Consider the following 26,988-nt stretch of genomic DNA (forward strand, 5'->3'; position numbering starts at 1 on the left):
AGCACTCCGGGTGGCGCCGAGTGCTCCACTCCCGCCACTAGTGCCAGTCGCTGATGCGGACGTCGTCGGGCGCCGGCCTGCCGCGGCCGGTCTCGACGAACTCCTTGAGGCTCATCAGAAAGATCGCCCACTTCGTGCTGCAGTGGTGCATGAACTCGACCGGCTCGCGCCAGCCCTCGTGCTTGAACAGGACGATCGTGTACTCGTCGCGCCGGCTGAGGCTCCAGTCGATCTCGGTCCCGATCCACTCCGCGGGGCCGTCCGTGACGCGCCACCGCACCCGGCCGGCGGGGTCAAGCTCAAGGATCTCCATGTCGAAGCCGCCGACGTCGCCGAATCGGAACGCCAGCCGACCGCCGACCTCGCTCTTACCGGTGGTGTCGGTCGTCCACCAGCCGGCGATACCCTCAGGCGTTGCGATGGCCCGGTAGACGTCGTCCAGCGATGCGACGGCGCCGATCCGATGCAGGATGTCGACCATTGTCATTCTCCTTCGGTGATGGTGCGGCTGCGTTCGATCGCCTCCGCGATGTGCTTGATCCGACGCAGTCGGGCATCCCAGGTGGCACCGACCGCGGCCAGTTGCGCGGCCGCGCGGGCGAGCTGCGCCTCATCGACCCGGTAGCGCCGCTCGCGCCCGGCCGGCTCCGCGCGGACCAGCCCGACCCGGTCGAGGACTGCGAGGTGTTTCGACACGGCCTGCCGCGTGAGGGGCAGGCCCGCGCTGAGTGAGGTGGCCGTGCCGGGTCCGGACGCGAGGAGCAGGTCGATGAGCGTGCGCCGGGTCGGGTCGCCGATCGCCGACCACAGCTCGTCGTCGACGGGCGTGCTCACGGGGTCGACACCAGCCGTGCGATGTATGTGCCCAGCCGGGGGATGTAGTGGTCCCAGGCGCTCGCGTGATCGCGGTATTGCTCCTCGAGGACGGCGATCTCCCAGCCCATCTCCCGGAACCCGGTCTCGGTCATCCGCACCCGGGTCCCCTGCTCCGTCGGCTCCAGGTCGAAGGTGACCAGCAGCGAGTCCCCGCCACGTTCGCCGTCGGAATAGCACCACCGGAACGAGAACCGCGAGGGCGGGTCGACCTCGACGACGGTGAGCGCGACGGTCATCGTCTCGCCGGTCGCCTCGTCGCGCCAGAAGAGCTCACCGGGCGCCCCTTCAACGGGCTCGAAGCGGGCGTCGTCCGGCCACCACTCCTGCATGTGCTCCGGTCGGCTGATGACCTCGAAGACCACCTCGGGTGATGCGTCGACGTGGATGTCGCGTTCGATGCTGCCGTACTCCATACCCGAACCCTTTCGCAACCTTTGGTTGCATGTCAGCGTACTCCGAGAGCCCATCACACGCAACCATTGGTTGCAGATCGATGAGGGCCGTCCAGTCCGTTGCCCGCACTCAAGGCCGAGGCGAGCGACCGGACGACCGCCGCTGACGCCCGGCACGCTCGGTGAGCGCGCTTGCAGTTCCCGGCCGCTGTACGGCCGTAGCGTCGCGGGCATGGTGCTACGGCTCGTGCTGGGGGCGATCTACACGGCGATGGGGACCGGTCAGCTTGCCTCCCTGGGCGAGATGCCGGCCATCCTCGGCGGGTACGGCCTGGTGAACGATGCCGCCGCAACCCTGCTGACCGTGGTGCTGATCGTCGGCGAGTTGGTCTGCGGGGTGTGGTTCCTGGCCCGTCCGAGGTCGGCGGCGATCGCCCCGGTGTGGGTGTACACGGCCGTGTCACTGGTGTGGGGTGCCCTTGCGGTGCAGGCGTTTCGTACGCGGGCTGGCGGTGGCCAACTGCGGCTGTTTCGGGAACTACCTTCCGCAGCGGCTCGGCTGGTTCGTACTGGTCCAGGACACGCTGGCCCTCCTGTATGCCGCCGTACTGCCGCGTTGCACCCGCCGGTCCGGGGCCTGGCCCGGCCAACGTGAGAGCACCGGTGACCAGGCGTACGACAACGGCCAGACGAAGGCGAGGACACGATGACGGCGAACCCTCCGGTGCGACCGGGCCCGTCGGCAGCGGCAGACGGCGCCCATGCGAAACAGGACCGGGAGGAGGTGTTCATCGAGTTCACCAAGTCCATCTGCCCCTGGGCATCATCGAGGTCAACACCGGCTGCAACCTGGATTGCCCGATCTGCTTCGCCGACTCCGGACGCCAACCCGACGGCTACTCGATCACCCACGAGCAGTGCGCGGCGATGCTGGACACCTTCGTGGCCTCCGAGGGCGAGGCGGAGGTGGTGATGTTCTCCGGAGGAGAGCCCACCATCCACAAGCACATCCTCGACTTCATCGACCTGGCCCAGGCCCGCCCGATCAGGAACGTCACCGTCAACACCAACGGCATCCGCCTCGCCACCGACACGAACTTCGTCGCCGAACTCGGTAAGCGCAACCGGACGCCCGGCCGCTCCGTGAACATCTATCTGCAGTTCGACGGCTTCGAGGAGCGCACGCACCTGGAGATCCGCGGCCGGGACCTGCGCACCCTCAAGCAGCGGGCGCTGGACACCTGCGCCGAGGCCGGACTGACCGTCACCTTGGTCGCTGCTGTCGAACGCGGCCTGAACGAGCACGAGTTGGGCGACATCATCGAGTACGGCATCGACCACCCGGCCGTCCGCTCAGTGGCGTTCCAGCCGGTCACGCACTCGGGACGGCACGTGGAGTTCGACCCGCTCCAGCGACTGACGAACCCGGACGTAATCCGGCTCATCAACGCCCAGCGCCCACAGTGGTTCACCAAGGGCGATTTCTTCCCCGTGCCCTGCTGTTTCCCCACCTGCCGCTCCGTCACCTACCTCCTCGTGGAGGGGAACCCGGCAACCGCACCGTCATCCCCATCCCGCGCCTGCTGAACGTGGAGGACCACCTCGACCACGTCACCAACCGCGTCCTGCCCGACGCCGGTATCCGCGAGGCCCTGGAGAAGCTCTGGTCGGCGTCCGCGTTCATGGGCACCGCCACGACCGAGGAGAAGCTCCGCGCCACGGCGGAGGCCCTCGACTGCGCGGACGCCTGAGGCATCGACCTGCCCGAAGCGGTGAAGGACCTGAACGACAAGGCGTTCATGATCGTCGTACAGGACTTCCAGGACCCCTACACCCTCAACGTCACGCAGCTGATGAAGTGCTGCGTGGAGGAGATCACCCCGGACGGTCGGCTCATCCCGTTCTGCGCCTACAACTCCGTCGGCTACCGGGAGCAGATCCGCGCGGCGATGTCCGGAGTCCCCGTCGCCGCCGTCGCCCCCAACGCCCTGCCCCTCGCCGACCGGCTCACCGACACCCCGTATGGCTCGAAGACCGCACACCCGGAAGGGAGGCCGTGATGGCCGACGACGACCTCAAGGCGTGCTGTGCGGCGGCGTACTCCTCCGACGTGGTCGCCCTGCTCCTCGGCGACTCCTACCACCCCGGCGGCACCACCCTCACCCGCCGCCTCGCCGGCGCCCTCGGCTTGACCGCGCAGAACCGGGTCCTGGACGTCGCCTCCGGCCGCGGCACCACCGCCCTGCTCCTCGCCGACGCCTACGGCGTGCGGGTGGACGGCGTGGACTACTCCCCCGCCGGTGTAGCGGCTGGTGCGCTCGACGAGCGTGGCCACCACCGAGGGCCGGGTGCCCATCACGAGGTCGCCCTCCCAATGACCGGGGACCTTGTGGTCGTCGACCTCGGTGGGGCGGGCGGTGATGGACACCATGCCGCGGATGATGCCCCGCCTGCTAGGCCGACGGGCGATTTTCGGGCGGCGCATGGGCCGGGCTGACCGCAGGCGCTGAGTGAGGTTGCGGTCGATTGCCTGGCGGCGACGAGGGTCGTAGAGCGAGAGGTAGATCGCTTCGTGCGCGATCTGCATGGCGGTGTCACCAGGGAACTGGCGTCGCAGCCACCCTGCGATCTGATCGGGAGACCAGCACAGAGTCAGCTTGGCCTCCACCAGGGCGCGCAGAGCCGGTCGTTGGGCGAGCTTTGCCTGCTTGGGCCGGCGCCCGCGCGCGTAGGCGCCCTCATCGGCGGATGCGGCACGGTAGCGGTTCCGGCCGCCGTTGCGGACGATCTCGCGGGAGACGGTCGAAGGCTATCGGCCCAGCCGCCTGGCCAACTGCCGGGCGGATTCCCCGGCGGCGATGCCGCGGGATATCTCTTCGCGCTCGCTGCCGCTCAGATGCCGCTCTGCTCGCTGCTGCAGGACGAGGCGGACGCCGCCGCTCTGGTGCAGGAACCGACGGGCATTCTGCATCGGTGCCCCGAGCGCTCGCCCGATCAAGCTGAACGACTGGTCCCCGCGCCAGCGTCTCCAGATCTCATCCTGCTGAGCCGGCGAAAACCCGTAGTCACGCACCTGTGCCTCCACGATCACATGATCATCCGTGAGTGGTGCGTTGATCACTTGAGGGTGCCATCGTTTGCCGACACTCAGGAGGTGGCTCTCGGCCTACGTCACGGCGCTCCGAATGCCGAGAGTGATGAGGACCGCTGACGTGGCCTTGGCGGCAATTCGCTTGAAGCGGGGTGTGTGCAGGGCGTGTGAGGCACGCAGGATGAGGAAGGTCCAGACGGCGAGCCAGAGTGCGATCAACAGCGCGTGGGCGGTGGCCAATGTGAGGATCTGCCCGTCGAAGGGCTGGCGGGGTGCGATGAACTGGGGGACCAGAGTCAAGTAGATGGCTGCCGCCTTCGGGTTGAGGACGTTGGCGAGCAACGCTTGGGCGTAGACAGAGTCCGCCCCCTTCAGCCGGCGTTGGCGGTAGGAGACGGGTGCCGCGTTCGGTGCGGCGGAACGCCATGTCCATATGCCCAGGCCGATGAGGTAGACGGCACCGATGAGCTTGACGGCGGTGAAGGCCAGGCTGGAGTGCATGACCAGGGCTGACAGTCCGGCTATGGCGAGAGCGGCGTGGATGTACAGGCCGGTGACTGTGCCGAGGATGACGGGAAGAGCCTGACGGCGGCCGCTGTCGGTGACGTGTTGGATCAGCAGGGCCAGGCTGGCTCCGGGGGTGGCGATCAGGGGAAAGACCGCCACCAGGAACCCGGCGACGGCGTAGGGATGGACCACGATGCCTCCGGATCGTGCGAGCGGGGGATCAGAGCACGACGCGGTAGTGGGTGGTCAGGCGCCGGTCGTCGGACAGGATGTGGAACGCAAGGCCGGGCGGCTGGTCGCGGTCTGCGGCCTGGCCGCCCTCCCAGGGCATGCGCAGGGTCCAGGTGATCGCCGGTCCGACGATCAGCGGACGCGAGGCGAAGGTCGAGGCGGCCGCGGTGTGGGCGTGGCCCGTGAGGACGGCGGCGACCTGCGGGTGCGCGTCGAGCAAGTCGGCCAGTTGTCCGGGCTCTTCGAGCATGCCGGAGTCGGGCAGAGGGTGATGGAGTTCGACCGGCGGCTGGTGGAAGGCGATCAGTGCCGCGGTGTCCTGTGGCAGCGCGCTGAGGGTGGTGTCGATCCAGGCGAGTGTTTGGGCGTCGAGGCGTCCCTCGTCGCGGCCCGGGATGGTGGAGTCGCACATCAGGATGGCGGTGCCGGCGATGTGGTGGGCCTGATTGATGGGGCCGTGGTCGGGTGCCTCTCCGAGCAGGACCTTGCGGTAGGCCGGTCGCGCGTCGTGGTTTCCGGGGCAGGTGAGCACAGGGAAGGGGGCAGTCAGGATCCGAGCTGCTTCCTCGTACTCGGCCTCCTCGCCGTGATCGGCGATGTCCCCGGTGACCAGGATCGCGTCAACCGGGTGGGGCAGGGCTCGCAAGTAGTCCATGACGCGGGTGGCGCGTCGGGTTGCCCTCTCGCTGCCGTCCAGGTGCAGGTCGCTGATCTGTGCAAGCAGCGCCATTCCGCAGTCGCCTCCAATGGCAGGCTCAGCCGCCGTCCTGTGCCAGGGCAGGTGTCTCCACCCACTCCAGTCTCTAACGGAAGTTTTTTATTTTCCGTTAGGAACCTTAGGGTGCGCGTGGGGATGTGATCAAGTGGCTGACGACCGGCCACCGTGATGGAAGGGGATGCCTTGTGGAGCGCTGGCTGGCATTGGAACTGGCGAGCACGATTCGCCACGACGGAGATGGCGGCGTCGCCGATGACCTCGCCACGGTCCAGGGAACAACGCACTGGATCCAAGAGCAGGGGGATCTGCTGGCCGGCCACATTCCGGCTGGAGAACTCGCAGCGGATGAAAACCTCAGGCTCGGGATCATCGAGCTTCGGCAGGCAGTCCGGGCCCTGTTCGCCCGAGTGGTCAGTCCCGCTCCCCCCAGCCCGGCGGACGCCCATCGCCTGATGACTGCCGACCAGGCAATGGCCCACCTCAACACGGCTGCCGCGCGGGAACCGGTCGCCCCGCAGATCGACTGGCCCGCCGAAGGAGTCCCTACCGCCCGACTGCTGTCTGCGGAAAACGATCCGTACGTTCGGCTTGTCGCGGCCCTGGCCCGAGCCGCCATCGACTTTCTCAGCGGCCCGCAGTGCACGCAGTTGAGATCCTGCACCGCGCCCCGCTGCGTGCGCTACTTCGTCAAGAGCCACGGGCGGCAGGAGTGGTGCAAGCCGTCATGCGGAAACCGCGCCCGGGCAGCTCGCCACTACAGGCGTCAGCGCACGGCAGTTGATGGCGGTTCTGCCCCGTCCTGATCGCTCAGGGGAAACCCCAGGGCCGTGCCGAAGCGGCCGCGCCATGGATCCCTCCCGCCGTGGGGGACAAGGCGTTCCCCACAGCCGTCGACCGCATCCGCGCCGAGTTCGCCGCTGTCCTGTCCGTCGGCCACTCAGTCAACGACATCTCACGGCCCGGCCCTCATCCACTGACCTGGCGACGCCATGACCGGGGAACAATGCTCCGAGGCACTGACACATTCAGTTTCGAGGTGCTGTGAAGGACCCGGCACGGCGCGACCGAGTTCTTCGAGCGCGGCGTAGGTGGGGTGCTTGGGGGCGCCGCGGGTGAAGCGCCGTAGTACCTGCTCGGCCTCCGCCGTGCCCAGGCGCAAGGCGGTGGCGTACTTGACCATCTGGTCGTACTGCTCGATCAGGTCCCACTTGATGGCCCGGGTCAGGGAGGAGCCGAGCGCCGGCCAGCCGGGCGGGTCGTGTCCGGGCGGTACAGGCGGATGCTGCCGATGTTCTTCAGCCTCGGCAGCAGGCGGAAGTTCAGCAGCTCGGTGAAGGCGAACCCGACCACGCTCGCGCCGTGCGTGTCCACGTAGTTGGACTCGATCTCGGCGTTCTGTGCAGTGCCGCAGCAGTCCGTCGATCATCGCCGCCACTTCCGACGACGAACAGGACTTCAGCTGCGAGTTGATCAGACGTTCTTCCGCTCCACATGCCAGTAGATCATCACACCGTTGCCGCCGTAGCGGGCGTGGTACTCGGTCATGAAGTTCGAGGACCAGGACCCGAACTTCTTCGAGTCCGACGCGCACGCGGTGCCCTGGCCCCACCATGCCGTGTCCCGGGCGGCGAAGGTAGCGTTCACCAGCTTCCGCACGGCGGCCCGCAGGTTGTCGACGGTGATGAAGTGCCGGCGCACGTGCCGCAGCGCCGCCTCACTCTCGCCGTGTTCGCCGGTCGCCACGATGGCACGGATGCCCATGTTCGTACCCAGTGCGAACAGAGCCAACAGGAGGCGTCGTTGGAGGACAGCGCGGTCGATGCGCTCGTACGCGGCGAGGGAGGCGAACTCGTCGGTGAAGCCGGTGTCGAGGTCGGCGTTCTTGAGCACGTCCAGGAGGTCGAGCACACCCCAGCGGCGGACGACCTCCTCCTTCAGGGCCGCCAGGCCGGTGCGCTCGTCCAGCTTCCCCAGCTTCGGCACGGTGATCCACGGATCGCCCTTGCGGGTGGTGGCCTTCACCCCGCCCGCCGAGCCGCCCGCGAGCGCGGCGGACAGCCGGTCCAGGCCATTCGCCATCCGCCGCTTCAGGCTCTGGATCAACTCCTTGGGGTCCTGGGGCTGGCGGATCGCGGCGTAGTGCACAGTGCGGGTGGCCTCGAAGTCGCCGGGCAGGTCGTCCTCCGGGTTACGCCAGCGCAGCCCACCCTCGATGTAGATCTCGCGTGCTGCTACGTCGTGATCTGCGCCCGCCCGGAAGAGCTCCAGGACCGAGAAGGCCACCCGCCGTCGCAGGAGAGCACGGCCGAACACGAAGAGGACGCCTGGTCAGACCACCATGCCGGGCGTACGACCAGCAGACCAAGAACCTGCTAGCCCCTCTCCGACACAGCGCTTTTCGGATCGGACACAAGCGGCACTGCCGACAGACAGCGGTGACATCGGAATCTTGTGGAATCTCAACAAGGCGGCAGTGTGAGCGACGCCGTCCCTCCGCAACGCCTGATCCGACCGCCAGCAGGGTCAGCATCGGTCCGGACACCACCGAACCTGCAAACGCCTACACGTGCGCTGAAGCTGGGAAAAGGACCTCGCATCCCAGCCTGACGAGGCGTCAGCAAAGTCAGCATTAGGTCAGCAAGGGTCCTGCCCAAGCCACCCACAGACAGCCACACCGTGGAATCGCCAACCGCACCGGCCTGAGCCAGCCGACTGTTTGGACGCCTTCCGGCAAGCAGGTGGAAGACAGCGAGAATGGCCCGACCGTCTTCCGACCCGCGGCCACCAATGGTGACGCGTTCCCGCAGGTCAGCGTACTCTTCCCCGCGGTTTCAACGGCACCGGCGGCAGTTCCGGTGCAGGCAGCGGAGCCCCGTCGTACCCCTTCACCTCCCCGAACCGCGAGCCTTCCATCCAGTCCCGGCGGGCCGCCGCGATCTCTTCCTGCGACCGTCCGATCCAGTTCCAGAACATGATCAACTCCTCCTCGAACGGCTCACCGCCGAGAAGCATCAGGTCGGCGTCCGACTCGGCGCGCAGCGGGAGTTCGGTGCGGCCGCAGCCGAGGTAGAGCATCGAGCCGGGCAGCACCGGTACGCCGTCCACGTGAGCCTCGCCGGACATGGACAGGACGGCGTACTCGAAGTCCGGCTCCAGGGGGAGGCGTACGTCCGCGCCGCGGGCCAGGGTCAGGTCGGCGCCGACGATCGGGGTGTACGTCGTGCCGGGTGAGCTCGCGCCGTCGAGGGCGCCGAGGATCAGCGTGGCCCGCAGACCCGGCGCCGTGACGACGGGCAGCTCGGCGTGGTGTTCGAAGTGCGGGTCGGTGTGGCGGTGGGTGTCCGGGAGGGCCACCCAGAGTTGGGCGCCGTGCAGGAAACGGGCGTGCGACCTGGGGCTCTCCTCGGAGTGGCTGATCGCCCGGCCCGAGGTCATCAGGCCCAACTCCCGCGGGCGGATGGTCTGCAGGCTGCCGGTCGAGTCGCGGTGCAGCACCTCGCCCTCGTGTAGCCAGCTCACCGTCTGCAGGCCCATGTGCGGGTGCGGCGGCACCTGCATGCCGGGCTCGTCGGCGATGTCGTCGGGGCCGTAGTGATCGACGAAACACCAGGCGCCGACCATGCGGCGGCCCAGGTTGGGCAGCAGTCGACGAACTTCGGTGGACTCGCCGAGCTTGACGCGGCGAGGGCTGAGAAGTTCGCGTACAGGCTCCGCCACGACGAAACCACGGCCGCCGCAGATGGCGGGCACCGCCTCGCGATCAAGATTGCTCATGGGGCCCAAACTAGCCCTGCCGGGGCCGCCACGTCAGTCCGTCACCCGGCGCTGTCTCGAAGCGGTTCAGAAAATAGTAGCCATGGATATAGTAGCCATGTACCGTATCGGCCATGAGCAAGGGTTCCGAGAAGGCCTCTCCCGGGTTTCTGGTGTGGCGTCTGTCGACGAAGTGGCGGGTCGCGGTCGACCGGGCCGTGACCCCGCTGGGACTCACCCACGCGCAGTACGCGCTGGTGGCCTCGCTGTACGGCATGCAGCGCCGCGGGGAGCGCCCCAGCCAGCGGCGTCTCGCCGACCACACCGGACTCGAACCGCTGTATGTGTCCAAGCTGGCGCGCTCCCTGGAGGCCGCCGGCCTCCTCGAACGCACCCGGGATCCCCGTGACCCGCGCGCGGTGCAGCTGGCGCTGACCGAGCAGGGCCGTGAGCAGACCCGGCAGGCGATCAAGGTCGTCCAGGGACTGCTGGAGCAGCTGCTGGCCCCGCTCGGCGGCCTGGACAGCGGGCGCACCCAGGAGTTCACCCGCGACCTCGCGACCCTGCTCGACGCACCTCTTGACCCGCTCGCCATCGACCGTGAGTCCGACAAGGAGCAGTCATGACCACGACCCCTTCCCCGACCACCCCCACCCCACTGGTCAACCCCCGCGTCATAGCTCTGGCCCACTACGCCGGCCGCTCGCTTCTCGAGCATGTCCTGGCCCGCCACGGCGCGACATTCCAGCAGTCCGTCACCCTCCGACTCGTCGCCGTCGCGGACGGACCGGTCGAGCGCGGCCGCCTGGTCGACGGTGTCGTCGGCGCGCTGAAGATCGATGCCGCGGAGGTCGACTCCGTGGTCGACGAGCTGATCGCCGCGGAACTGGTGGCCCCTCAGGAGCCGTCCCAAGTGCGGATCACGGACGCGGGACGCGAGCTGTACGACAGGACCTCCGCCGAGACCGCCCCCATCACCGCCCGGATCTACGCCGGCCTGTCGACGGAGGATCTGGCCGCCGCCGGACGCGTGCTGACCCTCATCACCGAGCGGGCCGACGCCGAACTCGCCTCCCTGACCAAGTAGCGGAATGACCCAGTAGACCAAGTAGTGGAATATCGAACCACCGCGCTCGGTTGACGGCGCCGAAGGAGGTCACGAGTGGACACGACGTACTACGACCACGGAACACCGGCCGAGCGCTGGGAGCGCGCGCAGTTGTTCTTCGCCGCCAAGGACTACGCCGCCGCCGCGCGCGTCCTCGGCAAGCTGGTCGAGGAGGTGCCGGAGCAGACCGGACCGCGGCTGCTGCTGGCGCGCGCCTACTACCACTCCGCCCAACTGCGCCGCGCGGAGACCGAGTTGCGTGTCATCGTCGAGCGCGACCCCGTCGAGCAGTACGCCCAGCTGATGCTGGGCCGCACCCTGCAACGGCAGGGACGGCAAGCGGAGGCGGAGCCGTACATGCGCCTCGCCTCTGCGCTGGCGGGCGACTTCGAGCAGCTCTGAGCCGTGCGAGGGGCCCGGTCCCCCCGGAACCGGGCCCCAAGTCTTCCAGTCCGCCTACGTCACTTCAGCGGCCGTCACCTACGTCACTCCAGCGGCCGTACGCCTACTTCACTTCAGCGGGCGTCCGCTTCCCCCGCCGACGGGTCACCTCGCCCAGCACGACGTCCACGACGATGAACGCGGCCAGCGAGATACCGAGGAGCGGCACGAAGTAGCCGACCACGGCGACCACCGCCACCAGCGGCACCAGGATCTGCGGAGGCACCTGCTGCCAGGCGCCGCGCGGGATGGGCCGCCCGAAGGCGGAGCCACGGCCGCGCTGCCACCACATGCGGTAGCCCCAGATGATCAGCACGATCAGCGAGAGCGCCAGCAGCATCAGGGCGATCTGGTTGGCCAGGCCGAAGAGGACGCCCGTGTGCAGGTCGATGCCCCAGCGGGTCAGCTTGGCGAGCACCGGGAAGTCGTCGAACCGCAGCACGTCGGTGACCTCGCCGGAGGCCGGGTCGATCGCGACCGAGTCCTGCTTCGTCGGCCAGCTGCGCTGCACCTGCTTCACCACGTACGCGGACGAGTCGTCGGCGGGCGGCACGATCTCCACGGGATCGCCCAGGCCCTCCGCGCGCGCGGCGGCCAGGACCTTGTCGAGGCCGACGCCGTGCTCACCGCTCCCACCGGTGCCGGCGGCGGCGCCGTGACCCCCGTGGTCGCCGCCCGCCGAGGCCGAGACGGACGGGGTGGCCTGGCCGAGGGAGGTGCGCAGCTCGTCGATGTTGGCCCCGGCGTACGCCGACCAGGTCAGGCCGGTCGCCGAGAGGAAGAAGAACCCGATGGCGGCCCAGACGCCGACGGTGCCGTGCAGACCGAGCGTACGGCGGCGTCCGCTGGTGCCCCGCACCTTGCGCAGCGCGCGACGGCGGGTGAACCACAGCACCACGCCGCCGGCCGCGATCACCCACAGCCAGCTCGCCGCCAACTCGCTGTAGAGGCGGCCGTTCTCACCGAGGTGCAGGTCGCGGTGGAACTCGTCGATCCAGGTGCGCAGGGGCAGCGCGCCGGTCGAGCCGTACTGTTCGAGCGCGCCGCGCACCTCAGCGGTGTACGGGTCGACGAAGACGGCGAGCGTGTGCTCGGCGTCGACGCCCTTGACGCCGGAGAGCATGACCCTGGTGGACGCGTCGTCCTGCGGGGAGGGCCGTATCGCCGAGACCGTGCCCTCGGGGTGGGCCTTGCGCGCGGCGGCGACCTGCTGGGATATCGGCAGCTCCTCGTCGCCGACCGGGACGGTCATCTCGTGGGCGTACGCGAACTTCTCGGCCTGGAACGCTCCTGCGTACAGGAAGCCGGTGGCCGCGGCGACGAGCAGGAAGGGAGCGACGAGCACTCCGGCGTAGAAGTGGAGACGCAGGATCAGCGGGCGCAGTGGGGCCCATCTGCGGGACGGCGACGTCGGCGCGTCGGGCTGCGACGCATCCTCCGTGACGGTCGTGGGAGCGGTGGACATCGGCGGCATCTCCGGGGCGTGGGACGGGGAGTGGGGACGTGCTTCTCTCTGCTGTAGCGGTCCAGTAGTCGGACGGAGGGGCCGTCGAGTTCCAGCCACGTTAAGTGGCGTACGTCACATGGGAGTCGGTCGGCCTCAGGGGTGCCGTGGCATGCTGGCGCGATGGCAACTCCGAGCGATCGCGCACCCCTGGCCGAGCAGGTCGAGCAACTCCTCGCCATCGAAGGCCCGTTGGCCATCGTGGCGGCCGGCGAGCCGGTGCTGCGGCGTTCCACCGAGCGCTTCGACGGCCAGCTGGACCCCGCGCTGCTGGCCCGCTTCGTCGAGGCCCTCCGGATCACCATGCACGCGGCGCCGGGCGTCGGCCTCGCGGCACCGCAGGTCGGTGTGCCGCTGCGGATCGCGGTGATCGAGGACCCGGCACCGGTGCCGGAAGAGGTGCGGCTGGCACGCGGGCGGGTGCCCCAGCCGTTCCGGGTGCTGGTGAACCCCTCGTACGAACCCGTGGGCAGTGCTCGTGCCGCGTTCTTCGAGGGCTGTCTGAGCGTCCCGGGCTATCAGGCGGTGGTGGCGCGGCCCGCAGAGGTACGGCTGACCTGCGAGGACGAGCAGGGGCGTGCCGTCGACGAGGTGTTCACGGGGTGGCCCGCCCGTATCGTGCAGCACGAGACGGACCACCTCGACGGCATGCTCTACCTGGACCGGGCCGAGCTGCGCTCGCTCTCCTCGAACCAGGCGGTGGCCGAGTACTGGGCCCAGCCCGCCCCGGGCGAGGCGGCGAAGGCCCTCGGCTTCCGACTGCCGGACTGAGTGCGCCAGTCGGAAGCCATACGTCGGTGGGAAGCCGTACGTCGGTTGGGAGCGTACGTCAGCTGTCCCGGTACGACTCCAGCAGTCGCAGCCACACCTCGCTGATCGTCGGATACGACGGAACCGCGTGCCACAGCCTGCTGATCGGCACCTGACCGGCGACCGCGATGGTCGCCGAGTGGATGAGCTCGCCGACTCCGGGGCCGACGAACGTGACGCCGAGGAGGATCTCGCGCTCCAGGTCGACGACCATGCGGGCGCGGCCGCGGTAGCCGTCGCCGTACAGGGAGGCGCCCGAGACCGAGGCGAGGTCGTAGTCGACCGCGCGGACGCGGTGGCCGGCCTGTTCCGCCTCCGCCAGGGAGAGGCCGACTGCCGCGGCCTCGGGGTCGGTGAAGACGACCTGGGGGACGGCGGCGTGGTCGGCGGTGGCGGCGTGGGCTCCCCAGGGCTCGGATTCGAGGAGGGGGACGCCGGAAGCGCGGGCGGCGATGGCCGCGCCCGCGATGCGGGCCTGGTACTTGCCCTGGTGGGTGAGGAGGGCCCGGTGGTTGACGTCGCCCACCGCGTACAGCCACTCGTTGCCGGTGACGCGCAGGCTGTCGTCGACCTCCAGCCAGGAGCCGGGCTCCAGACCGACCGTGTCCAGGCCGATGTCGTCGGTGCGCGGGGCGCGTCCGGTCGCGAAGAGGATCTCGTCGGCCTCGATGCGGTCTCCGTGGTCCGTGACGATCACGACCGTGCCGTTCTCCCTGGTCACCGACTCGACCGAGGTCCCGGTGCGGACGTCGGTGCCCGCCTCGGTGAGCGCCTCGGCGACCATTTCGCCGGCGAAGGGCTCCATGCGGTTCAGCAGGCCCTTGCCGCGGACGAGGAGCGTGACCCGGGAACCGAGGGCCTGGTAGGCCGTGGCCATCTCGGTGGCGACCACTCCCCCGCCGACCACGACCAGCCGGCCGGGCACGGCCTGGGCGCCGGTGGCCTCACGGCTGGTCCACGGCTTGACGTCGGCGAGCGCGGGCAGGTCGGGCAGGACGGCCCGGCTGCCGGTGCACACGGCGACGGCGTGCCGGGCGGTCAGGACGTGCCGTGCGCCGTCCGGGCCGGTCACCTCCAGGGTGCGGGGGCCGGTGAGGCGGCCGTGGCCGCGGTACAGGTCGGCGCCGATGCCGGTCAGCCAGCCGACCTGGCCGTCGTCCTGCCAGTTCGAGGTGTACTCGTTGCGTCGGGCAAGGACCGCGGCCGCGTCGAGGGGGCCCTGTACGGACTGGCTGAGGCCGGGCAGTCGGCGGGCGTCGGCCTGGGCGATGACCGGGCGCAGCAGTGCCTTGCTGGGCATGCACGCCCAGTACGAGCACTCGCCGCCGACCAGCTCGCTCTCCACGACCGCGGTGGTCAGACCGGCCGCACGGGTGCGGTCGGCCACGTTCTCCCCTACCGGCCCGGCCCCTAGGACCACGACGTCGTACGCGATGGAATCCGTTTCCGTCATGGGGTCAGTCTTACGGGTGGTGTGCGGCGTGGCCACACGGGTACGCGCGCGGAAATACGACGGAATACACAGCCGCACGGCCATGTTGTCGCCGACGGCTTCGCCCCGACACCAGGAAGAGGGATAACGCCATGAGCAGCACCGTGGAGCTCACCAAGGAGAACTTCGACGAGACGGTCACGGACAACGAATTCGTCCTGATCGACTTCTGGGCGTCGTGGTGCGGGCCGTGCCGTCAGTTCGCCCCGGTCTACGAGAAGGCCGCGGAGGACAACCCGGACCTCGTGTTCGGCAAGGTCGACACCGAGGCGCAGCCGGAGCTGGCCGCCGCCTTCGGCATTCAGTCGATCCCGACGCTCATGATCGTCCGTGACCGTGTCGCCGTGTTCGCACAGCCGGGTGCCCTGCCCGAGGCCGCCCTCACGGACGTCATCGGGCAGGCCCGCAAGCTCGACATGGACGAGGTCCGCAAGGCCGTGGCCGAGCAGGAGCAGGGCGAGCAGAACGGCCAGTAGGAAGCCGCCTCGGAGGAACGTCCGAGGCGAACCGTCCTAGAACGGGTACGCCGCCACGTCCCCGCGCACCGTCGTCCAGCGCACGTCGGTGAACGCCTCCAGGTTGGCCTCGCCGCCGAACCGGGCGCCGGTGCCGGAGGCGGCGATGCCGCCGAAGGGGGCGACGGCCTCGTCGTTCACGGTCTGGTCGTTGATGTGCACGATGCCGGTCGGGATGCGCTCGGCCAGGTCGAGGCCGCGGGCGGCGTCCCGGGTGACGATGCCGAGGGAGAGGCCGTAGGAGCTCGCGGCGGCGAGAGCGGCGGCCTCGTCGGCGGTGGCGAAGGGGCGTACGGGCGCGACCGGGCCGAAGACCTCCTCGGCGTAGGCGGGGGTCTGGTCGTCGACGCCGGCGAGCACGGTCGGCCGGTAGAACAGCTCCTCGTGGGTGCCGCCCGCCGCCAGCTTGGCGCCCCGGGAGGTGCTGGCCTCCACCAGCCCGTGCACCTTGCCCAGCTGGCCGGCGTCGATGAGCGGGCCGAGGTGGACCTGGGCGCGGTGCGGGTCGCCGACGGCGAGGGCGTCGGCCTTGGCGGCGAGGCGCTCGACGTACTCCCCGTACAGAGACTGGTGGACCAGGTGGCGGCCGGTCGTCATGCAGATCTGGCCCTGGTGGAAGAAGGAACCCCAGGCGGCCGTGGAGATCACCGCGTCGATGTCGGCGTCCTCCAGCACGATCAGGGCGGAGTTGCCGCCCAACTCCAGGTGCGCGCGCTTGAGATGCCGGCCGGCGGCCTCGCCGACGGCCCGGCCTGCGGCCGTGGATCCGGTGAAGGAGATCACGGGCACGCGCGGGTCGGCGACCAGCGCCTGGCCCACCTCCGGACCGCCCGGCAGGACGTGCAGCAGCCCCTCCGGGAGACCGGCCTCGGCGAAGATCGCGGCCAGCGACAGCCCACCGCAGACCGCCGTGCGCGGGTCCGGCTTCAGCACGACGGCGTTGCCCAGCGCGAGGGCCGGGGCGACCGAGCGGATGGAGAGGATCAGCGGGGCGTTGAAGGGGGAGATCACGCCGACGACCCCGACGGGGACCCGGCGCGTGTACGACAGTCGGGGCGCCTCGCTGGGCAGGATCTGCCCGGCCGGGCGGGAGGCGAGAGCCGCGGCCTCGTAGCACTCCTGGGCCGCGACGTGCAGCTCGAACTCCGCCTTGCCGGGGATCGAGCCCGACTCGCGGACGATCCAGTCGCGCAGTTCGTCGGTGTGCGCGGCGAACAGGTCACCGGCCTTGCGCAGCACGCCGGCGCGCACGAAGTGCGGGAGACGCGCCCACTCGGCCTGGGCGGCACGGGCGGCTTCCGCGGCCGTACCGACGTCCTCGGCGCCGGCCAGGGTGACGGTGCCGAGCGTGTCGCCGGTGGCGGGCTCGGTGACGGCGTACTCCTCTCCCGAGAGGGAGCTGGGCTGCCAGGCCTTGGGGTCGAGCAACGGCATTGCGACTCTCCGTTCCATCACCGGCGGGACTCACACGGGGAGCGGAAGTCCCGAGTAGTTCGCCGCCAGTTCGGCGGCCGCGTGACGGGATGCGGTGATCCGGCGCAGCCGTGCGAGCTGCATCCGGTCGTCGAACGCATCCCCATTTGGTTGAGCGTGCAACATCCTAGTCATGTCGTCCGAGAATCGGGTGGCCTGCCACACACGTTGCAGACACAACTCCGAATATCTGTCGAGAAGTTGTGTGTCACCTGTGCGGTACAGCGCGGTGAGGGCGCGGGCCAGGACCCGTACGTCCGACACCGCGAGGTTCAGGCCCTTGGCGCCGGTCGGCGGGACGATGTGGGCGGCGTCCCCGGCGAGCAGGAGCCGGCCGTGGCGCATCGGCTCATGGACGTAACTGCGCATCGCCGTCACGGACTTGGAGGTGATGGGCCCGCGGTGCAGGGTCCAGTCTCCGTCGATGGCGAAGCGGGCCGCGAGTTCGTCCCAGATGCGGTCGTCGGACCAGTCGTCGGGGTCGGTGTCGCCCGGGACCTGGAGGTAGAGCCGGGACACGGACGGGGAGCGCATGCTGTGCAGAGCGAACCCGCGTTCACCGCGTGCGTAGATCAACTCGTCGCAGGACGGCGGCACTTCGGCCAGGACACCCAGCCATGAGTACGGGTAGTCGTGCGCGTACGACCGGCCGACGTCGGCCGGGAAGGCGTCGCGGGAGATGCCGTGGAAGCCGTCGCAGCCGGCGACCCAGTCGCAGGTCAGCGTCTGCTCGCGACCCTCGTGCAGGAACCGCACGACGGGTGCGTCGCTCTCCGGTTTCTCTACGGCCAGCGCCTCGGCCTCGAACAACAGCGGTGGCCCGTCGGCGAGTTGCAGGGCGACGAGGTCCTTCACGATCTCGGTCTGGGCGTAGATCGTGACGGTACGGCCGCCGGTGAGGGCCGGGAAGTCGATGTGGTGGCGTTCCCGGTCGAAGCGCAGCTCGATGCCCTGGTGCACCAGCCCCTCGGCCTGCAGCCGCTCGGCGGCGCCGGCCTCGTGCAGCGCGTCGACCGTGCCCTGCTCCAGCATCCCGGCGCGCTGACGCTGCTCGACGTACTCCTGCGTCCGGCTCTCCAGGACGACACAGTCGATGCCCGCACGGTGCAGCAGGCGGGCGAGCAGCAGCCCGGCGGGGCCGCCGCCGATGATGCCGACCCTCGTGCGCATCCCACGCCTCCCTGGCCTCGACGGCAGGTCGTACGCCGACCGGACTCGCGGTGCCTCAGCTGGACTCGCGGTGCACCACCGACGCCCCCAGCACCTTGTGCGTCTCGGGTGCGGCGCCGGGGTTGCGCACCGCGCGGTCGACCAGTTCCGCGAGCTCACGGCCGGACGGCAGCTCTATGTGGACGGTGCTCAGCCTAGGCCGCAGCAGCCGTCCGAGCATCAGGTCGTCGGCACCGATGACGGCCGTGTCGGTGGGGACGCGCAGGCCCTCGTCCTGCAGGGCGCGCATCAGCAGCATCGCGTACTCGTCGTTGTAGGCGAACACGGCGTCGAGGCCGAGGGCGCGCCAGCGGGCGGCGAGCCCCGCGGCGGACTTCTCCTCGTAGGCGAGGGGCAGAGCGGTCACGGTGGCGTCCGTGCCGTGCAGGGCTCGGCGCACGCCTTCGAGGCGGGGTGCGGAGAAGGACTCCAAGCCGTCCTCCTCGGGCACCACGACGCCGATGCGGCGCCGGCCCCGCTCGTGGAGATGGGCGCCCGCGCTGTACCCGACGGCCTCGTGGTCCATGAGCAGCGCGTGCGCGCCCTCGACGGCCTCGGGACCGAGCGTGACCACGGCCCGGGCTCCGGAGCGCTTGAGGACCGTCACCCCCTTCGGGCACAGACCCGAGCCCGGCATCAGGACGGCGACCGGGCGCAGTTCGGCCCAGGCGCGCGCGGCCTCGTCGCCGTGCAGGCCGACGCTGCCGTGCTGCACGACGGTGTAGTCGAGACGGCCGAGCGCCATCTGGAGATCGCCGAGGAACTGGCTGTAGAGCGGGCCGACGGGGAAGCTCGGAGCGGGCATCAGGACCATGCGGCTGTGCCCGGCGCGCAGGCTGCGGGCGGCCGCGTGCGGGACGTAGCCCAGTTCCTTCGCGGCCTCGTGGACCCGGCGGCGGGTGGGCTCGCTGATCCGGACGGCACTGGTGTTGTTGAGGACGTAGGAGACGGTCGCGCGCGAGACGCCGGCCAGGCGGGCCACGTCGGCGCTCGTAGGTACCGAGCGCGGGGCGGGCGAAGCGGGCGCGGGCGTTTTCGGTATCTGCACCATGACGTACGGCATCTTTGCAGAAACTGTGAGCGAGGCTCCGCCCAGGGTCCTCGCCTCTTCACACCTCCGTGCGGGTCACGCGGGCGACCAGATCGAGCCAGCCTTTCTCCAGCCGCTCCATGGGCATGCCGCACTGCCTGGTCAGGTGGTTGATCAGCGCGGGGTCGAGAGAGGCCATGAGCGGCCGCGCGAGGAGCTCGTGGTCGGCGCCCGGCAGGATCTGCCGCAGCAGCACCGTGACGTGGGTGTGCAGCGCGCGGTACGAGGGATGGGAGAAGCGGCGGGTGGGCTCCGGCTGGGCGGCCAGCTGCAGGTCCAGCTGCTCGGCCGAGCGGTACAGCACCGCGACGCCGAACGCCCGCAGCCGCTCGACCGGCGGCGCACCGGGGCCGAGCGGCGGGGGCCCACCGAGGAAGTCGGCCTGCAGCTTCTTCGCGGAGTGGTCCAGCAGTGCCGTCAGCAGGCCGGTGCGGTCGCCGAAGCGGCGGAAGACCGTGCCCTTGCCCACACCGGCCGCCGCGGCCACCGCCTCCATCGTGACCCCGGCCGCGCCGTGCTCCGCGATGAGCCGGGCGGCGGCCTCCAGCAGCCGGGCGCGGTTGCGGGCCGCGTCGGCGCGCAGGCAGGGCTCGTCGGGGGCGGAGCCGACCTCCAGCAACTGAGGCGTGTCGAGGGGCTCCTGAGGCTTCGGGAAGGGCGGCAGGTCGGCGGACATGAAGCCAGCGTAAAGCATCGGGAATGTAACTGGACCTCGGTCCGGTTAAGGTGCTAGAAACATAAACGGACCTCGGTCCGGATCGTAACGGCAGTGTTTCAGCATCCTTGGAGTTCGCATGTCTGTTCGCATCCTCGCGCTCGTCGGCAGCCTTCGTGCCGGTTCGCACAACCGTCAGCTGGCCGAGGCGGCCGTCAAGCTCGCTCCCGAGGGCGCTGAGGTCGTGCTCTTCGAGGGCCTGGCCGAGATCCCGTTCTACAACGAGGACATCGACGTCGAGGGCAGCGTCCCCGCCGCCGCCGTCAAGCTGCGCGAGGCCGCGCTGGCCTCCGACGCGTTCCTGCTCTTCTCCCCCGAGTACAACGGCACCATCCCGGCCGTGCTGAAGAACGCCATCGACTGGCTGTCCCGCCCGTACGGCGCCGGCGCCTTCGGCGGCAAGCCGGTCGCCGTGGTCGGCACCGCCTTCGGCCAGTACGGCGGCGTGTGGGCGCAGGACGAGACCCGCAAGGCCGTGGGCATCGCCGGCGGCAAGGTGCTGGAGGACGTCAAGCTGTCCATCCCCGGCTCGGTGACCCGCTTCGCCGAGACCCACCCGGTCGACGACGCCGAGGTCGCCGCCCAGCTGACCGAGGTCATCGCGCGCGTCCACGGCAACGCCGGCGAGCCGGTCGCCGCCTGACCGGACGGCGGTACCCCGCAGAGGCTGGAGCCCAGGGCTCCAGCCTCTTGTCGCGTCAGGCCCCGCTTGTGTGTCAGGCCACGGCCGTGGGCGCCAGCTCCCGCAGCTCCTCCAGCGCCGCCGCCACCGCGGGGCGTTCCCGGCAGCCCCGGCGGGTGCAGGTGAGCAGCTTGCGGTGCGGGTCACCCGTGCAGCGCACGCGGGTGATCGGCAGGTGCGGGGTCAGCTGGGCCAGCCTCGGGACGAGGGCGACGCCGAGGCGGTGGGCGACCAGGTGGGCGGTGACGTTCCAGTCCAGGGCATGGTGGATCACGTTCGGGGTGAACCCGGCCGCCCCGCACGCCGACATCACATGCGGACGGCAGGGACTGTCCGGCACCGGCGCGATCCAGTCCTCGTGCGCCGCCTCCGCGAGGTCGATGCGCTCGCGTCCGGCCAGCGGATGGCCGTCGGGGACGACGAGGTCGTACGGGTCGTCCAGCAGCGGCCGCTGGTCGAAGCGGGCGTCGCTCAGCGGCGGGTTGTGCGGGGTGACCTCCACCACCGCCAGGTCGACCGCCCCCTCGAAGAGCAGGTCGAAGCTCTCCGGTACGCCGGTCTCCTGGATGCGCACGGACAGCCTCGGGTGCCGTTCCCGCAGCCGTACGGCCATGGGCGCCAGCAGCACCGACACCGCCACGGGAAAGCCGCACACCCGCAACTGCCCGGTGGGTGCGCTGTACTCGGCGCGCAGTTCGTGTTCGGCCTCCTCCCAACGGGCCGCGATCGCGTCGGCGTGCGCCAGGAGGCTCTCGGCGGCCGCGGTGAGGCGCACCCCACGGCCCTGCGGTTCCAGCAGGTCGACGCCCAGTTCGCGGGCCAGCTGGCGGATCTGCTGGGAGGCGGCGGACGGGGTGAAGTGCAGGGATTGGGCGGCCGCGGTGACCGTGCCGTAGTGCGCCACGGCCCTCAGCACGTGCAGTCGGCGCAGGTCAATCATGAAGCTCACGCTTCAAGGTGAGGTCCGGAAAGTCAACCTGGACGTGTACGAAAGCGCACCGCACCCTTGGGTTGTGTCGCGACGGTCGAATCAACCACCAGGTACGAGGAGTCGCCATGACCAGCACGACCGGCACCGCCTGCCCGCACTGCGGGTGGCCCGACGGCGCCGAGCCCTTCCAGGTGCTCTCCCGGCACAGCACGGCGGCCGGCCACACGGTGTGGACGCGGTGCGGCTGCGGATCGCTGCAGATGCGGGTGGTCGGCGGCCGCGGGGTGCGGGTCGTCTCCCGCAGCCGTCCCGCCGAGGCTCAGTCGAGCTCGGCCAGCCGCTGAACCGCCGGGGCCACGAAGCTCTCCATCCAGGCGGAGGTCTCCCCCAGGCGCGGGGAGATGATCACCGTGTCGATGCCGAGCTTCGTGTAGCCCGCGATGTCCCGGGTGAACGCGTCGAGGTCGCCCTCGGTGGCCGGGTCACCGCCGTAGGCGACGGTCTTGCGGATCGCGTCGTAGTCGCGCCCCTCGGTGTCGCAGTGGCCGCGCAGCACGTCGAGCTTGTGCCGGACCTCCTGCGGGGAGGTGGTGAACAGGTTGCACGCGTCGCCGTACCGGGCCACCAGCCGGAGCGTCTTCTTCTCGCCGCCCCCGCCGATCATGATCTCGGGGTGCGGGGCGCTGAGCGGCGCCGGCACACAGAGGGTCTCGGCGAGCCGGTAGTGCTTGCCCTCGAAGGGGCCGTCGGTCGCCGGGTCCCACATCTGGAGGCAGATCCGCAGGGTCTCCTCCAGCCTCTCGAAGCGCTCGGCGACCGGCGGGAACGGCACGCCGAGCCCCTCGTGCTCGCGGCCGTACCAGGCCGCGCCGATCCCGAGGGTGGCCCGGCCGCCGGACAGCACGTCGAGCGTGGTGGCGATCTTGGCGAGCAGGCCGGGGTGGCGGTAGGTCACGCCGGTCACCAGGGCGCCCAGGCGGATCGTGGAGGTGTGGGCGGCGAGGAAGCCGAGCGTCGTGTAGGCCTCCAACATGGGGTCCTCGGCGCCGTCGTTGAACTCCATCTGGAAGTAGTGGTCCATCACCGACAGCCAGCTCACGCCGGCCGCCTCGGCGGCGCTGCCCGCCGCGGCGAGTTCGGCGCCGAGCGCGGGGCCTCCTCCGGAATGGTCGAACCGGTTGATGTGCACACCGACCCGCATGGCCTGTCTCCGTTCACCCGGACCGTTCACCGACCTCGACGACGCTAGTTCTTCGAGCGCTCTCGAAGTCAAGCCCGCTCGGCCGGTCGGGCGTCGCGGGCGGTGGTGTGGGGGTGCGGTGATGCGGGTGCGGTGCCGCGGGGGCGGGGGCGGGGCGCGGCGAACGGTGACGTGAGGGCGGAGGCGTACGCCTCGTGCCGGCCGGTCATCCGGTCGGGGCGCGGGACGCAGTCGCGCCGACGCCTCGACTACGAGGGGTTGGCCGCGGCGCTCATCTCCGCGGGGCTCGCTCGGCATCCGCTGCCGCGCGTTCGGCCTCCGCCTGCTCCTGCTTCTTCGACGCGCGCAGGCTCGTCACCGTCGTCACCGCCAGAACGAGCACGATGAAGCCGAGCGAGAAGGGGATGCTGATCTCGGGGACGTGGACGCCGGACTCGTGCAGCGCGTGCAGGACGAGTTTGACGCCGATGAAGCCGAGGATGATCGACAGGCCGTAGCTCAGGTGGACCAGCCTCTTCAGCAGGCCGCCGATGAGGAAGTACAGCTGCCTGAGGCCCATCAGCGCAAAGGCGTTGGCGGTGAAGACGATGTACGGGTCCTGGGTCAGCCCGTAGATGGCGGGGATGGAGTCGAGGGCGAACAGGACGTCGGTGGAGCCGATCGCCAGCATCACGACCAGCATCGGGGTCATGATCCGCTTGCCGTTCTCGGTGATGAACAGCTTGGTGCCGTGGTAGCGGTCGGCCACGCCGAAACGCTTCTCCGCCATCTTCAGCAGCTTGTTCTCCTGGTACTCCTCCTCGTGCTCCTCCTTGCGGGCGTCCTGGACCAGCTTCCAGGCGGTCCAGATGAGGAAGGCACCGAAGAGGTAGAACACCCAGGAGAACGCGGAGATGATCGCCGCGCCGGCCGCGATGAACCCCGCGCGCAGCACCAGGGCCATGATCACGCCGACCATCAGGACGCGCTGCTGGTACTGCGAGGGCACCGCGAACTTCCCCATGATCAGGACGAAGACGAAGAGGTTGTCGACGCTCAGCGACTTCTCGGTGATGTACCCGGCGAAGAACTCGCCCGTGGGTCCGCCACCGCCGTAGATGTACAGGCCGAGGCCGAAGACGCAGGCCAGGAGGATCCAGACGACCGTCCACGTCCCCGCTTCCCGGATGGATACGTCGTGCGGCTTGCGACCGATGAAGAAGTCCACGGCGACCAGCGCGCACAGGGCCACGATGGTCAGCAGCCAGACGGAGAGGGAGACGTTCACGGGGTATTACTCCTGGTGCAGGTGGGGGTCTTGACAGAGTTGTCGCCTTTCGGGGATTCCTTCCACCCAGGACAGGTGAACAACGGGTCATGCCCTGGCAAGCTCCAGGTCACGAAGGTGCCACCCGCCGGACGGCGGGCAGGTTCCGCCGAACGGCGGCCCTCCGGGCGCGGCCGGTACGCGGATCATGGCCGCAGAGCCGCCGGCACGCGCCCCCGTGTGAGGACCGGGCAACACGTGCCCCCTGTAGGAGGAGAAACCATGACCCAGGTCCCGCCCCCGTTCGATCCCGAGCTCGCCGCCGCCCTGGAGCTCATCAAGGACGTGATCTCGCCCGCCCTGACGATGGATGAGATAGCCGGGATCCGCCAGGGTCCGGGGATCCAGATGCTGGCCCAGCTGGACCTGACCATGGACGGCTTCTTCGAGGTCGAGGACCGGACGGTGCCCGGGCCCGAGGGCGCGCCCGAGATCTCGCTGCTGATCTGCCGGCCGGCCGCCCCCGCGGACGCGGGTCCGCGGCCCGTGATCTACCACATCCACGGCGGCGGCATGGTCATCGGCAACAACCGCGTCGGCGTGGACGTGCCGCTGTCCTGGGCGAAGGAGGTGGACGCGGTCGTGGTGTCCGTGGAGTACCGCCTGGCGCCCGAGGACCCGTACCCGGCGCAGATCGATGACGTGTACGCCGGTCTGGAGTGGACGGCGAAGCACGCGGCCGAACTCGGTGCCGACCCGCAGCGGATCGTCGTCGCCGGTGCCAGCGCGGGCGGCGGGCTGTCCGCGGCGCTCGCCCTGCTGACCCGGGACCGCAAGGGCCCGGAGCTGATCGGCCAGCTGCTGATGTGCCCGATGCTGGACGACCGCAACGACACCCCGTCCGCCCACCAGATGGCGGGCCTCGGCGTCTGGGACCGTACGGCCAACGAGACCGGCTGGACGGCGCTGCTCGGTGAGCGCCGCGGCGGCCCCGACGTCCCCGCCTACGCGGCACCGGCCCGCGCCGAGGACCTGACCGGGCTGCCCCCGGCCTTCCTGGACGTCGGCTCCACGGAGACCTTCCGCGACGAGGTCGTCGCCTACGCCTCCCGGATCTGGCAGGCCGGCGGGGTGGCCGAGCTGCACGTGTGGCCCGGCGGCTTCCACGGCTTCGACGGCTTCGCCCCACAGGCAGCACTGTCGCAGGCCTGCCGGGCGGCACATCTGGCGTGGCTGAAGCGGCTGTTGGGCGGCTGACGGGCTGGGGTCGGCGTGGGGGGCCGGCGCGGTGGGCGGTGGTGAGCGTGGAGATCTGTCGGGGTGGGTCGGGACCGCTTCGCTCGCCGTCGGCCTCCCCTCCCCTCAACCACGCCCTCCCCATCCCCCGCCCCCATACCGCACCATGGGCCTATGAAAGAGCTGGCCGGACGCCTGACCGCGCTCGATCCGGACGCCGGGGCGGCCGTACGGGTCATCGCCTACTTCGATCGGCTCGCCGAGGCACGGGCCGGGCTGGAGGCGCTGGTGCGAGGGGCCGCCGTGCTGGCCGGGGTGCCGGCGCGGCTGGTGGACGTGGAGCGGCGGGTGCATGTCCGGGTGGAGGGCGACGGGACGCGCCGGGAGAACGGGATGCCGGTGGATCCCGCCTGGCCGTCCGCCGCGCTGACACCGGGCGGCGATCCCGCACTGTGGCTGGAGCGGGCCGAGGCGGCGGAGCCCAGTGTCGTCGACGCGGTGATCCTGGAGCGGGCCGCCGGTGCCGTACGGCTCGTGCTCGACCGGACGCGCGGGCGTGCGCCGGCCGATGATCCGGCGCTGGTCGAGACCGTCCTCGACGCCACGGCGCCGGAAGCGGCCCGGCTGCACGCCGCCCGCCGACTCGGGCTCGACACCGCCGCGCCGGCCCGCGTCCTGGTCCCGCTCGACGGCCGCCCCCGTATCGTCCCCGCGCACCCGGCGGCCGAGCCGCCCGACGGCCGGGTGGGTGTGGGTCCCGCCGTCCCGGTGCTCGACCTGCCCCGCTCCTGGTCCCAGGCCCGCGTCGCGCTCCGCTTCACGGCCGAGGGCACCGCGCAGGATCCCGGTCCGGGGGTCGTCCACGCCGACGAGCTGGGCGGCATCGCGCTCCTCGCCGACCTCGTCGTACCGGGCGCCGAGCCGCCGCCCGACGTACAGGCCCTCGAAGCGGCCACGGCCGCCACGCCCTGGCTGCTCGCCACGCTGCACGCCGTCGCCTCGACGGTGAGCCTGCGGGCGGCGGCGGCCGAGATCAACGTCCACCACTCCACCCTCCAGGAGCGACTGGCCCACGCCGAGCACCTGCTGGGCTGGCCGCTGCGCACACCACAGGGCAGGTTCAGGCTGGGCCTGGCGCTGGCGATGCGGCACCTGGCACGGCCCTGAGGGCGGTGCCGCGGCGGGCCACGGTCAGCGGAACTCGTGCACGACCTCGATCGTGCCGACGATGTGGGCGTTGAACTCGTCGAGCTCCTCGGCGGGCACCCACAGCTCGAGGATCGTCTCGCCGCCCGCCTGCCGGACGGGGTAGCGGCGCAGGAACTCCGAGTCGACCTCGAACCGGGTCACGAAGCCGGCGCCGTCGTGCTTGACGTTCCAGTCCCGGGCGATCCTCACCGCGTAGTCCTCGTTGAGCACCGGGTAGAAGATCGGCTGCTCGGGCAGCCTCGGCGGCCAGGCACGCCAGTCCAGCTCGCGGACCAGGTCCAGCTCCTTGGGGCCGGTGGGTCGCCAGAGGGTGGTCGTCGAGGGCGTACTGATCATGGACGTCGACGATACCCAGGCCGCAAGCACGACGGGCCACGGAGTTTGCAGCAGTGCTTGCAGGCGCGCTCTACACGCATTCGCTGGAAATTTCACGGATGCCCTATCCTGGAGGACACTCACATCGCAACGGAGGACATCGGCGCCATGACCGCCACGGACCCCGCGCTGACCGCCCTCGCCCAGGGCTGGTGCGCCCTCTCCCTGCTGCACGGCAGGATC

The 26,988-nt window shown here is 70.5% G+C and carries 34 protein-coding genes and 2 pseudogenes; 15 read left to right on the top strand and 21 right to left on the bottom strand.

Annotated elements, in window-relative coordinates; translation table 11 throughout:
• Positions 1-37: 37 nt before the first annotated feature.
• From ABD932_RS36585 to ABD932_RS36600, 4 genes are all read right to left on the bottom strand, one after another.
• Positions 38-481, bottom strand: coding sequence for an SRPBCC family protein (locus ABD932_RS36585; RefSeq protein WP_345019723.1), 444 nt, complete (start codon positions 479-481; stop codon positions 38-40).
• A 2-nt stretch (positions 482-483) separates the two neighbouring features.
• Positions 484-834 carry an ArsR/SmtB family transcription factor gene (locus ABD932_RS36590; protein ID WP_345019724.1) on the bottom strand — a complete coding sequence of 117 codons (351 nt, stop codon included), beginning with the start codon at positions 832-834 and terminating at the stop codon, positions 484-486.
• The gene (locus ABD932_RS36595; RefSeq protein ID WP_345019726.1) at positions 831-1,289 is read right to left on the bottom strand and encodes an SRPBCC domain-containing protein; all 459 of its coding nucleotides are present in this window, start codon (positions 1,287-1,289) and stop codon (positions 831-833) included. The genes ABD932_RS36590 and ABD932_RS36595 overlap by 4 nt, the downstream gene beginning before the upstream one ends.
• A gap of 261 nt (positions 1,290-1,550) precedes the next feature.
• Complete coding sequence (locus ABD932_RS36600; protein ID WP_345019728.1) at positions 1,551-1,721, bottom strand: hypothetical protein; 171 nt, start codon at positions 1,719-1,721, stop codon at positions 1,551-1,553.
• 26 nt (positions 1,722-1,747) lie between these two features.
• Here ABD932_RS36600 and ABD932_RS36605 point away from each other — a divergent pair, with 26 nt between their 5' ends.
• Genes ABD932_RS36605 through ABD932_RS36620 form a run of 4 tightly spaced genes read left to right on the top strand, consistent with a single transcriptional unit; the run spans position 1,748 to position 3,328 of the window.
• Positions 1,748-1,978 carry a hypothetical protein gene (locus ABD932_RS36605; protein WP_345019849.1) on the top strand — a complete coding sequence of 77 codons (231 nt, stop codon included), beginning with the start codon at positions 1,748-1,750 and terminating at the stop codon, positions 1,976-1,978.
• Positions 1,866-2,855: a radical SAM protein gene (locus tag ABD932_RS36610; RefSeq protein ID WP_345019730.1), complete on the top strand. Its 990-nt coding sequence runs from the start codon at positions 1,866-1,868 to the stop codon at positions 2,853-2,855. Before ABD932_RS36605 ends, ABD932_RS36610 begins: the two co-directional genes overlap by 113 nt.
• Before the next feature lie 2 nt (positions 2,856-2,857).
• Complete coding sequence (locus tag ABD932_RS36615) at positions 2,858-3,019, top strand: hypothetical protein (RefSeq protein WP_345019732.1); 162 nt, start codon at positions 2,858-2,860, stop codon at positions 3,017-3,019.
• A gap of 21 nt (positions 3,020-3,040) precedes the next feature.
• Positions 3,041-3,328, top strand: a complete 288-nt coding sequence (locus ABD932_RS36620) for a hypothetical protein (RefSeq protein ID WP_345019734.1) — start codon at positions 3,041-3,043, stop codon at positions 3,326-3,328.
• Positions 3,329-3,627: 299 nt separating this feature from the next.
• On the opposite strand, the pseudogene ABD932_RS36625 reads toward ABD932_RS36620, so the two are convergent.
• The 4 genes and pseudogenes from ABD932_RS36625 to ABD932_RS36640 all read right to left on the bottom strand — a co-directional run.
• Positions 3,628-4,056, bottom strand: a pseudogene (locus ABD932_RS36625) (IS30 family transposase); the annotation flags it as partial.
• Positions 4,057-4,077: 21 nt separating this feature from the next.
• Positions 4,078-4,239 carry a helix-turn-helix domain-containing protein gene (locus tag ABD932_RS36630; protein ID WP_345019736.1) on the bottom strand — a complete coding sequence of 54 codons (162 nt, stop codon included), beginning with the start codon at positions 4,237-4,239 and terminating at the stop codon, positions 4,078-4,080.
• A 195-nt stretch (positions 4,240-4,434) separates the two neighbouring features.
• On the bottom strand, positions 4,435-5,058 hold the full coding sequence (locus ABD932_RS36635; RefSeq protein ID WP_345019738.1) for a LysE family translocator: 624 nt from the start codon (positions 5,056-5,058) through the stop codon (positions 4,435-4,437).
• A 28-nt stretch (positions 5,059-5,086) separates the two neighbouring features.
• A complete protein-coding gene (locus ABD932_RS36640; protein WP_345019740.1) occupies positions 5,087-5,827 on the bottom strand; it encodes a metallophosphoesterase in 741 nt (246 codons plus the stop codon).
• 173 nt (positions 5,828-6,000) lie between these two features.
• Between ABD932_RS36640 and ABD932_RS36645 the strand changes: the two genes are divergently transcribed.
• A complete protein-coding gene (locus ABD932_RS36645; protein WP_345019742.1) occupies positions 6,001-6,618 on the top strand; it encodes a CGNR zinc finger domain-containing protein in 618 nt (205 codons plus the stop codon).
• A 418-nt stretch (positions 6,619-7,036) separates the two neighbouring features.
• On the opposite strand, the gene ABD932_RS36650 is transcribed toward ABD932_RS36645, so the two are convergent.
• The 3 genes from ABD932_RS36650 to ABD932_RS36660 form a co-directional block, all read right to left on the bottom strand.
• Positions 7,037-7,186 carry a Tn3 family transposase gene (locus ABD932_RS36650; protein WP_345019744.1) on the bottom strand — a complete coding sequence of 50 codons (150 nt, stop codon included), beginning with the start codon at positions 7,184-7,186 and terminating at the stop codon, positions 7,037-7,039.
• 99 nt (positions 7,187-7,285) lie between these two features.
• Complete coding sequence (locus ABD932_RS36655) at positions 7,286-8,128, bottom strand: Tn3 family transposase (RefSeq protein WP_345019746.1); 843 nt, start codon at positions 8,126-8,128, stop codon at positions 7,286-7,288.
• Positions 8,129-8,623: 495 nt separating this feature from the next.
• A complete protein-coding gene (locus ABD932_RS36660) occupies positions 8,624-9,589 on the bottom strand; it encodes a pirin family protein (protein WP_345019748.1) in 966 nt (321 codons plus the stop codon).
• A 113-nt stretch (positions 9,590-9,702) separates the two neighbouring features.
• Here ABD932_RS36660 and ABD932_RS36665 point away from each other — a divergent pair, with 113 nt between their 5' ends.
• The 3 genes from ABD932_RS36665 (at position 9,703) to ABD932_RS36675 (ending at position 11,078) form a co-directional block, all read left to right on the top strand.
• Positions 9,703-10,194, top strand: coding sequence for a MarR family winged helix-turn-helix transcriptional regulator (locus ABD932_RS36665; RefSeq protein WP_345019752.1), 492 nt, complete (start codon positions 9,703-9,705; stop codon positions 10,192-10,194).
• Complete coding sequence (locus ABD932_RS36670) at positions 10,191-10,655, top strand: MarR family transcriptional regulator (RefSeq protein ID WP_345019754.1); 465 nt, start codon at positions 10,191-10,193, stop codon at positions 10,653-10,655. Before ABD932_RS36665 ends, ABD932_RS36670 begins: the two co-directional genes overlap by 4 nt.
• A gap of 75 nt (positions 10,656-10,730) precedes the next feature.
• A complete protein-coding gene (locus tag ABD932_RS36675; protein WP_345019756.1) occupies positions 10,731-11,078 on the top strand; it encodes a tetratricopeptide repeat protein in 348 nt (115 codons plus the stop codon).
• A 103-nt stretch (positions 11,079-11,181) separates the two neighbouring features.
• Here the strand turns inward: ABD932_RS36675 and ABD932_RS36680 are convergent, their stop codons facing one another.
• Positions 11,182-12,582 carry a PepSY-associated TM helix domain-containing protein gene (locus ABD932_RS36680; protein WP_345019758.1) on the bottom strand — a complete coding sequence of 467 codons (1,401 nt, stop codon included), beginning with the start codon at positions 12,580-12,582 and terminating at the stop codon, positions 11,182-11,184.
• Positions 12,583-12,744: 162 nt separating this feature from the next.
• Here ABD932_RS36680 and ABD932_RS36685 point away from each other — a divergent pair, with 162 nt between their 5' ends.
• On the top strand, positions 12,745-13,392 hold the full coding sequence (locus ABD932_RS36685) for a peptide deformylase (protein ID WP_345019760.1): 648 nt from the start codon (positions 12,745-12,747) through the stop codon (positions 13,390-13,392).
• A 58-nt stretch (positions 13,393-13,450) separates the two neighbouring features.
• On the opposite strand, the gene ABD932_RS36690 is transcribed toward ABD932_RS36685, so the two are convergent.
• On the bottom strand, positions 13,451-14,884 hold the full coding sequence (locus tag ABD932_RS36690) for a dihydrolipoyl dehydrogenase family protein (protein ID WP_345019762.1): 1,434 nt from the start codon (positions 14,882-14,884) through the stop codon (positions 13,451-13,453).
• Between the two features lie 131 nt (positions 14,885-15,015).
• Between ABD932_RS36690 and trxA the strand changes: the two genes are divergently transcribed.
• Positions 15,016-15,399, top strand: a complete 384-nt coding sequence (trxA, locus tag ABD932_RS36695; protein ID WP_345019764.1) for a thioredoxin — start codon at positions 15,016-15,018, stop codon at positions 15,397-15,399.
• Between the two features lie 36 nt (positions 15,400-15,435).
• Here trxA and ABD932_RS36700 read toward each other — a convergent pair whose 3' ends face one another.
• The 4 genes from ABD932_RS36700 to ABD932_RS36715 are packed head-to-tail and all read right to left on the bottom strand — an operon-like array spanning position 15,436 to position 19,904.
• Positions 15,436-16,872 carry an aldehyde dehydrogenase family protein gene (locus tag ABD932_RS36700; protein WP_345019766.1) on the bottom strand — a complete coding sequence of 479 codons (1,437 nt, stop codon included), beginning with the start codon at positions 16,870-16,872 and terminating at the stop codon, positions 15,436-15,438.
• A 30-nt stretch (positions 16,873-16,902) separates the two neighbouring features.
• On the bottom strand, positions 16,903-18,081 hold the full coding sequence (locus ABD932_RS36705; protein ID WP_345019768.1) for a 4-hydroxybenzoate 3-monooxygenase: 1,179 nt from the start codon (positions 18,079-18,081) through the stop codon (positions 16,903-16,905).
• 55 nt (positions 18,082-18,136) lie between these two features.
• A complete protein-coding gene (locus tag ABD932_RS36710) occupies positions 18,137-19,183 on the bottom strand; it encodes a LacI family DNA-binding transcriptional regulator (RefSeq protein ID WP_345019770.1) in 1,047 nt (348 codons plus the stop codon).
• Between the two features lie 46 nt (positions 19,184-19,229).
• Positions 19,230-19,904 carry a TetR/AcrR family transcriptional regulator gene (locus ABD932_RS36715; protein ID WP_345019772.1) on the bottom strand — a complete coding sequence of 225 codons (675 nt, stop codon included), beginning with the start codon at positions 19,902-19,904 and terminating at the stop codon, positions 19,230-19,232.
• A gap of 100 nt (positions 19,905-20,004) precedes the next feature.
• Here ABD932_RS36715 and ABD932_RS36720 point away from each other — a divergent pair, with 100 nt between their 5' ends.
• Positions 20,005-20,568: an NADPH-dependent FMN reductase gene (locus ABD932_RS36720; protein WP_345019774.1), complete on the top strand. Its 564-nt coding sequence runs from the start codon at positions 20,005-20,007 to the stop codon at positions 20,566-20,568.
• 73 nt (positions 20,569-20,641) lie between these two features.
• Here ABD932_RS36720 and ABD932_RS36725 read toward each other — a convergent pair whose 3' ends face one another.
• A complete protein-coding gene (locus tag ABD932_RS36725; RefSeq protein ID WP_345019842.1) occupies positions 20,642-21,547 on the bottom strand; it encodes a LysR family transcriptional regulator in 906 nt (301 codons plus the stop codon).
• Between the two features lie 116 nt (positions 21,548-21,663).
• Between ABD932_RS36725 and ABD932_RS36730 the strand changes: the two genes are divergently transcribed.
• Positions 21,664-21,882, top strand: a complete 219-nt coding sequence (locus tag ABD932_RS36730) for a hypothetical protein (RefSeq protein ID WP_345019776.1) — start codon at positions 21,664-21,666, stop codon at positions 21,880-21,882.
• On the opposite strand, the gene ABD932_RS36735 is transcribed toward ABD932_RS36730, so the two are convergent.
• Positions 21,858-22,739, bottom strand: coding sequence for an LLM class F420-dependent oxidoreductase (locus ABD932_RS36735; protein WP_345019778.1), 882 nt, complete (start codon positions 22,737-22,739; stop codon positions 21,858-21,860). The two genes, ABD932_RS36730 and ABD932_RS36735, sit on opposite strands and share 25 nt — an antisense overlap.
• Positions 22,740-23,010: 271 nt before the next feature.
• Positions 23,011-24,006, bottom strand: a complete 996-nt coding sequence (locus ABD932_RS36740) for a TerC/Alx family metal homeostasis membrane protein (RefSeq protein WP_345019780.1) — start codon at positions 24,004-24,006, stop codon at positions 23,011-23,013.
• A 261-nt stretch (positions 24,007-24,267) separates the two neighbouring features.
• On the opposite strand from ABD932_RS36740, the gene ABD932_RS36745 reads away from it, so the two are divergent.
• Together ABD932_RS36745 and ABD932_RS36750 are read left to right on the top strand one after the other, a co-directional pair.
• Complete coding sequence (locus tag ABD932_RS36745) at positions 24,268-25,242, top strand: alpha/beta hydrolase (protein WP_345019782.1); 975 nt, start codon at positions 24,268-24,270, stop codon at positions 25,240-25,242.
• Positions 25,243-25,395: 153 nt separating this feature from the next.
• Positions 25,396-26,388: a helix-turn-helix domain-containing protein gene (locus tag ABD932_RS36750; protein ID WP_345019784.1), complete on the top strand. Its 993-nt coding sequence runs from the start codon at positions 25,396-25,398 to the stop codon at positions 26,386-26,388.
• Positions 26,389-26,412: 24 nt separating this feature from the next.
• On the opposite strand, the gene ABD932_RS36755 is transcribed toward ABD932_RS36750, so the two are convergent.
• Positions 26,413-26,766: a hypothetical protein gene (locus tag ABD932_RS36755; RefSeq protein ID WP_345019786.1), complete on the bottom strand. Its 354-nt coding sequence runs from the start codon at positions 26,764-26,766 to the stop codon at positions 26,413-26,415.
• A 147-nt stretch (positions 26,767-26,913) separates the two neighbouring features.
• Here ABD932_RS36755 and ABD932_RS36760 point away from each other — a divergent pair.
• Positions 26,914-26,988, top strand: a pseudogene (locus ABD932_RS36760) (MarR family transcriptional regulator); the annotation flags it as partial.

The sequence above is a fragment of the Streptomyces shaanxiensis genome (genome assembly GCF_039537145.1).
In the GTDB taxonomy this organism is placed as follows: Bacteria; Actinomycetota; Actinomycetes; order Streptomycetales; family Streptomycetaceae; genus Streptomyces; species Streptomyces shaanxiensis.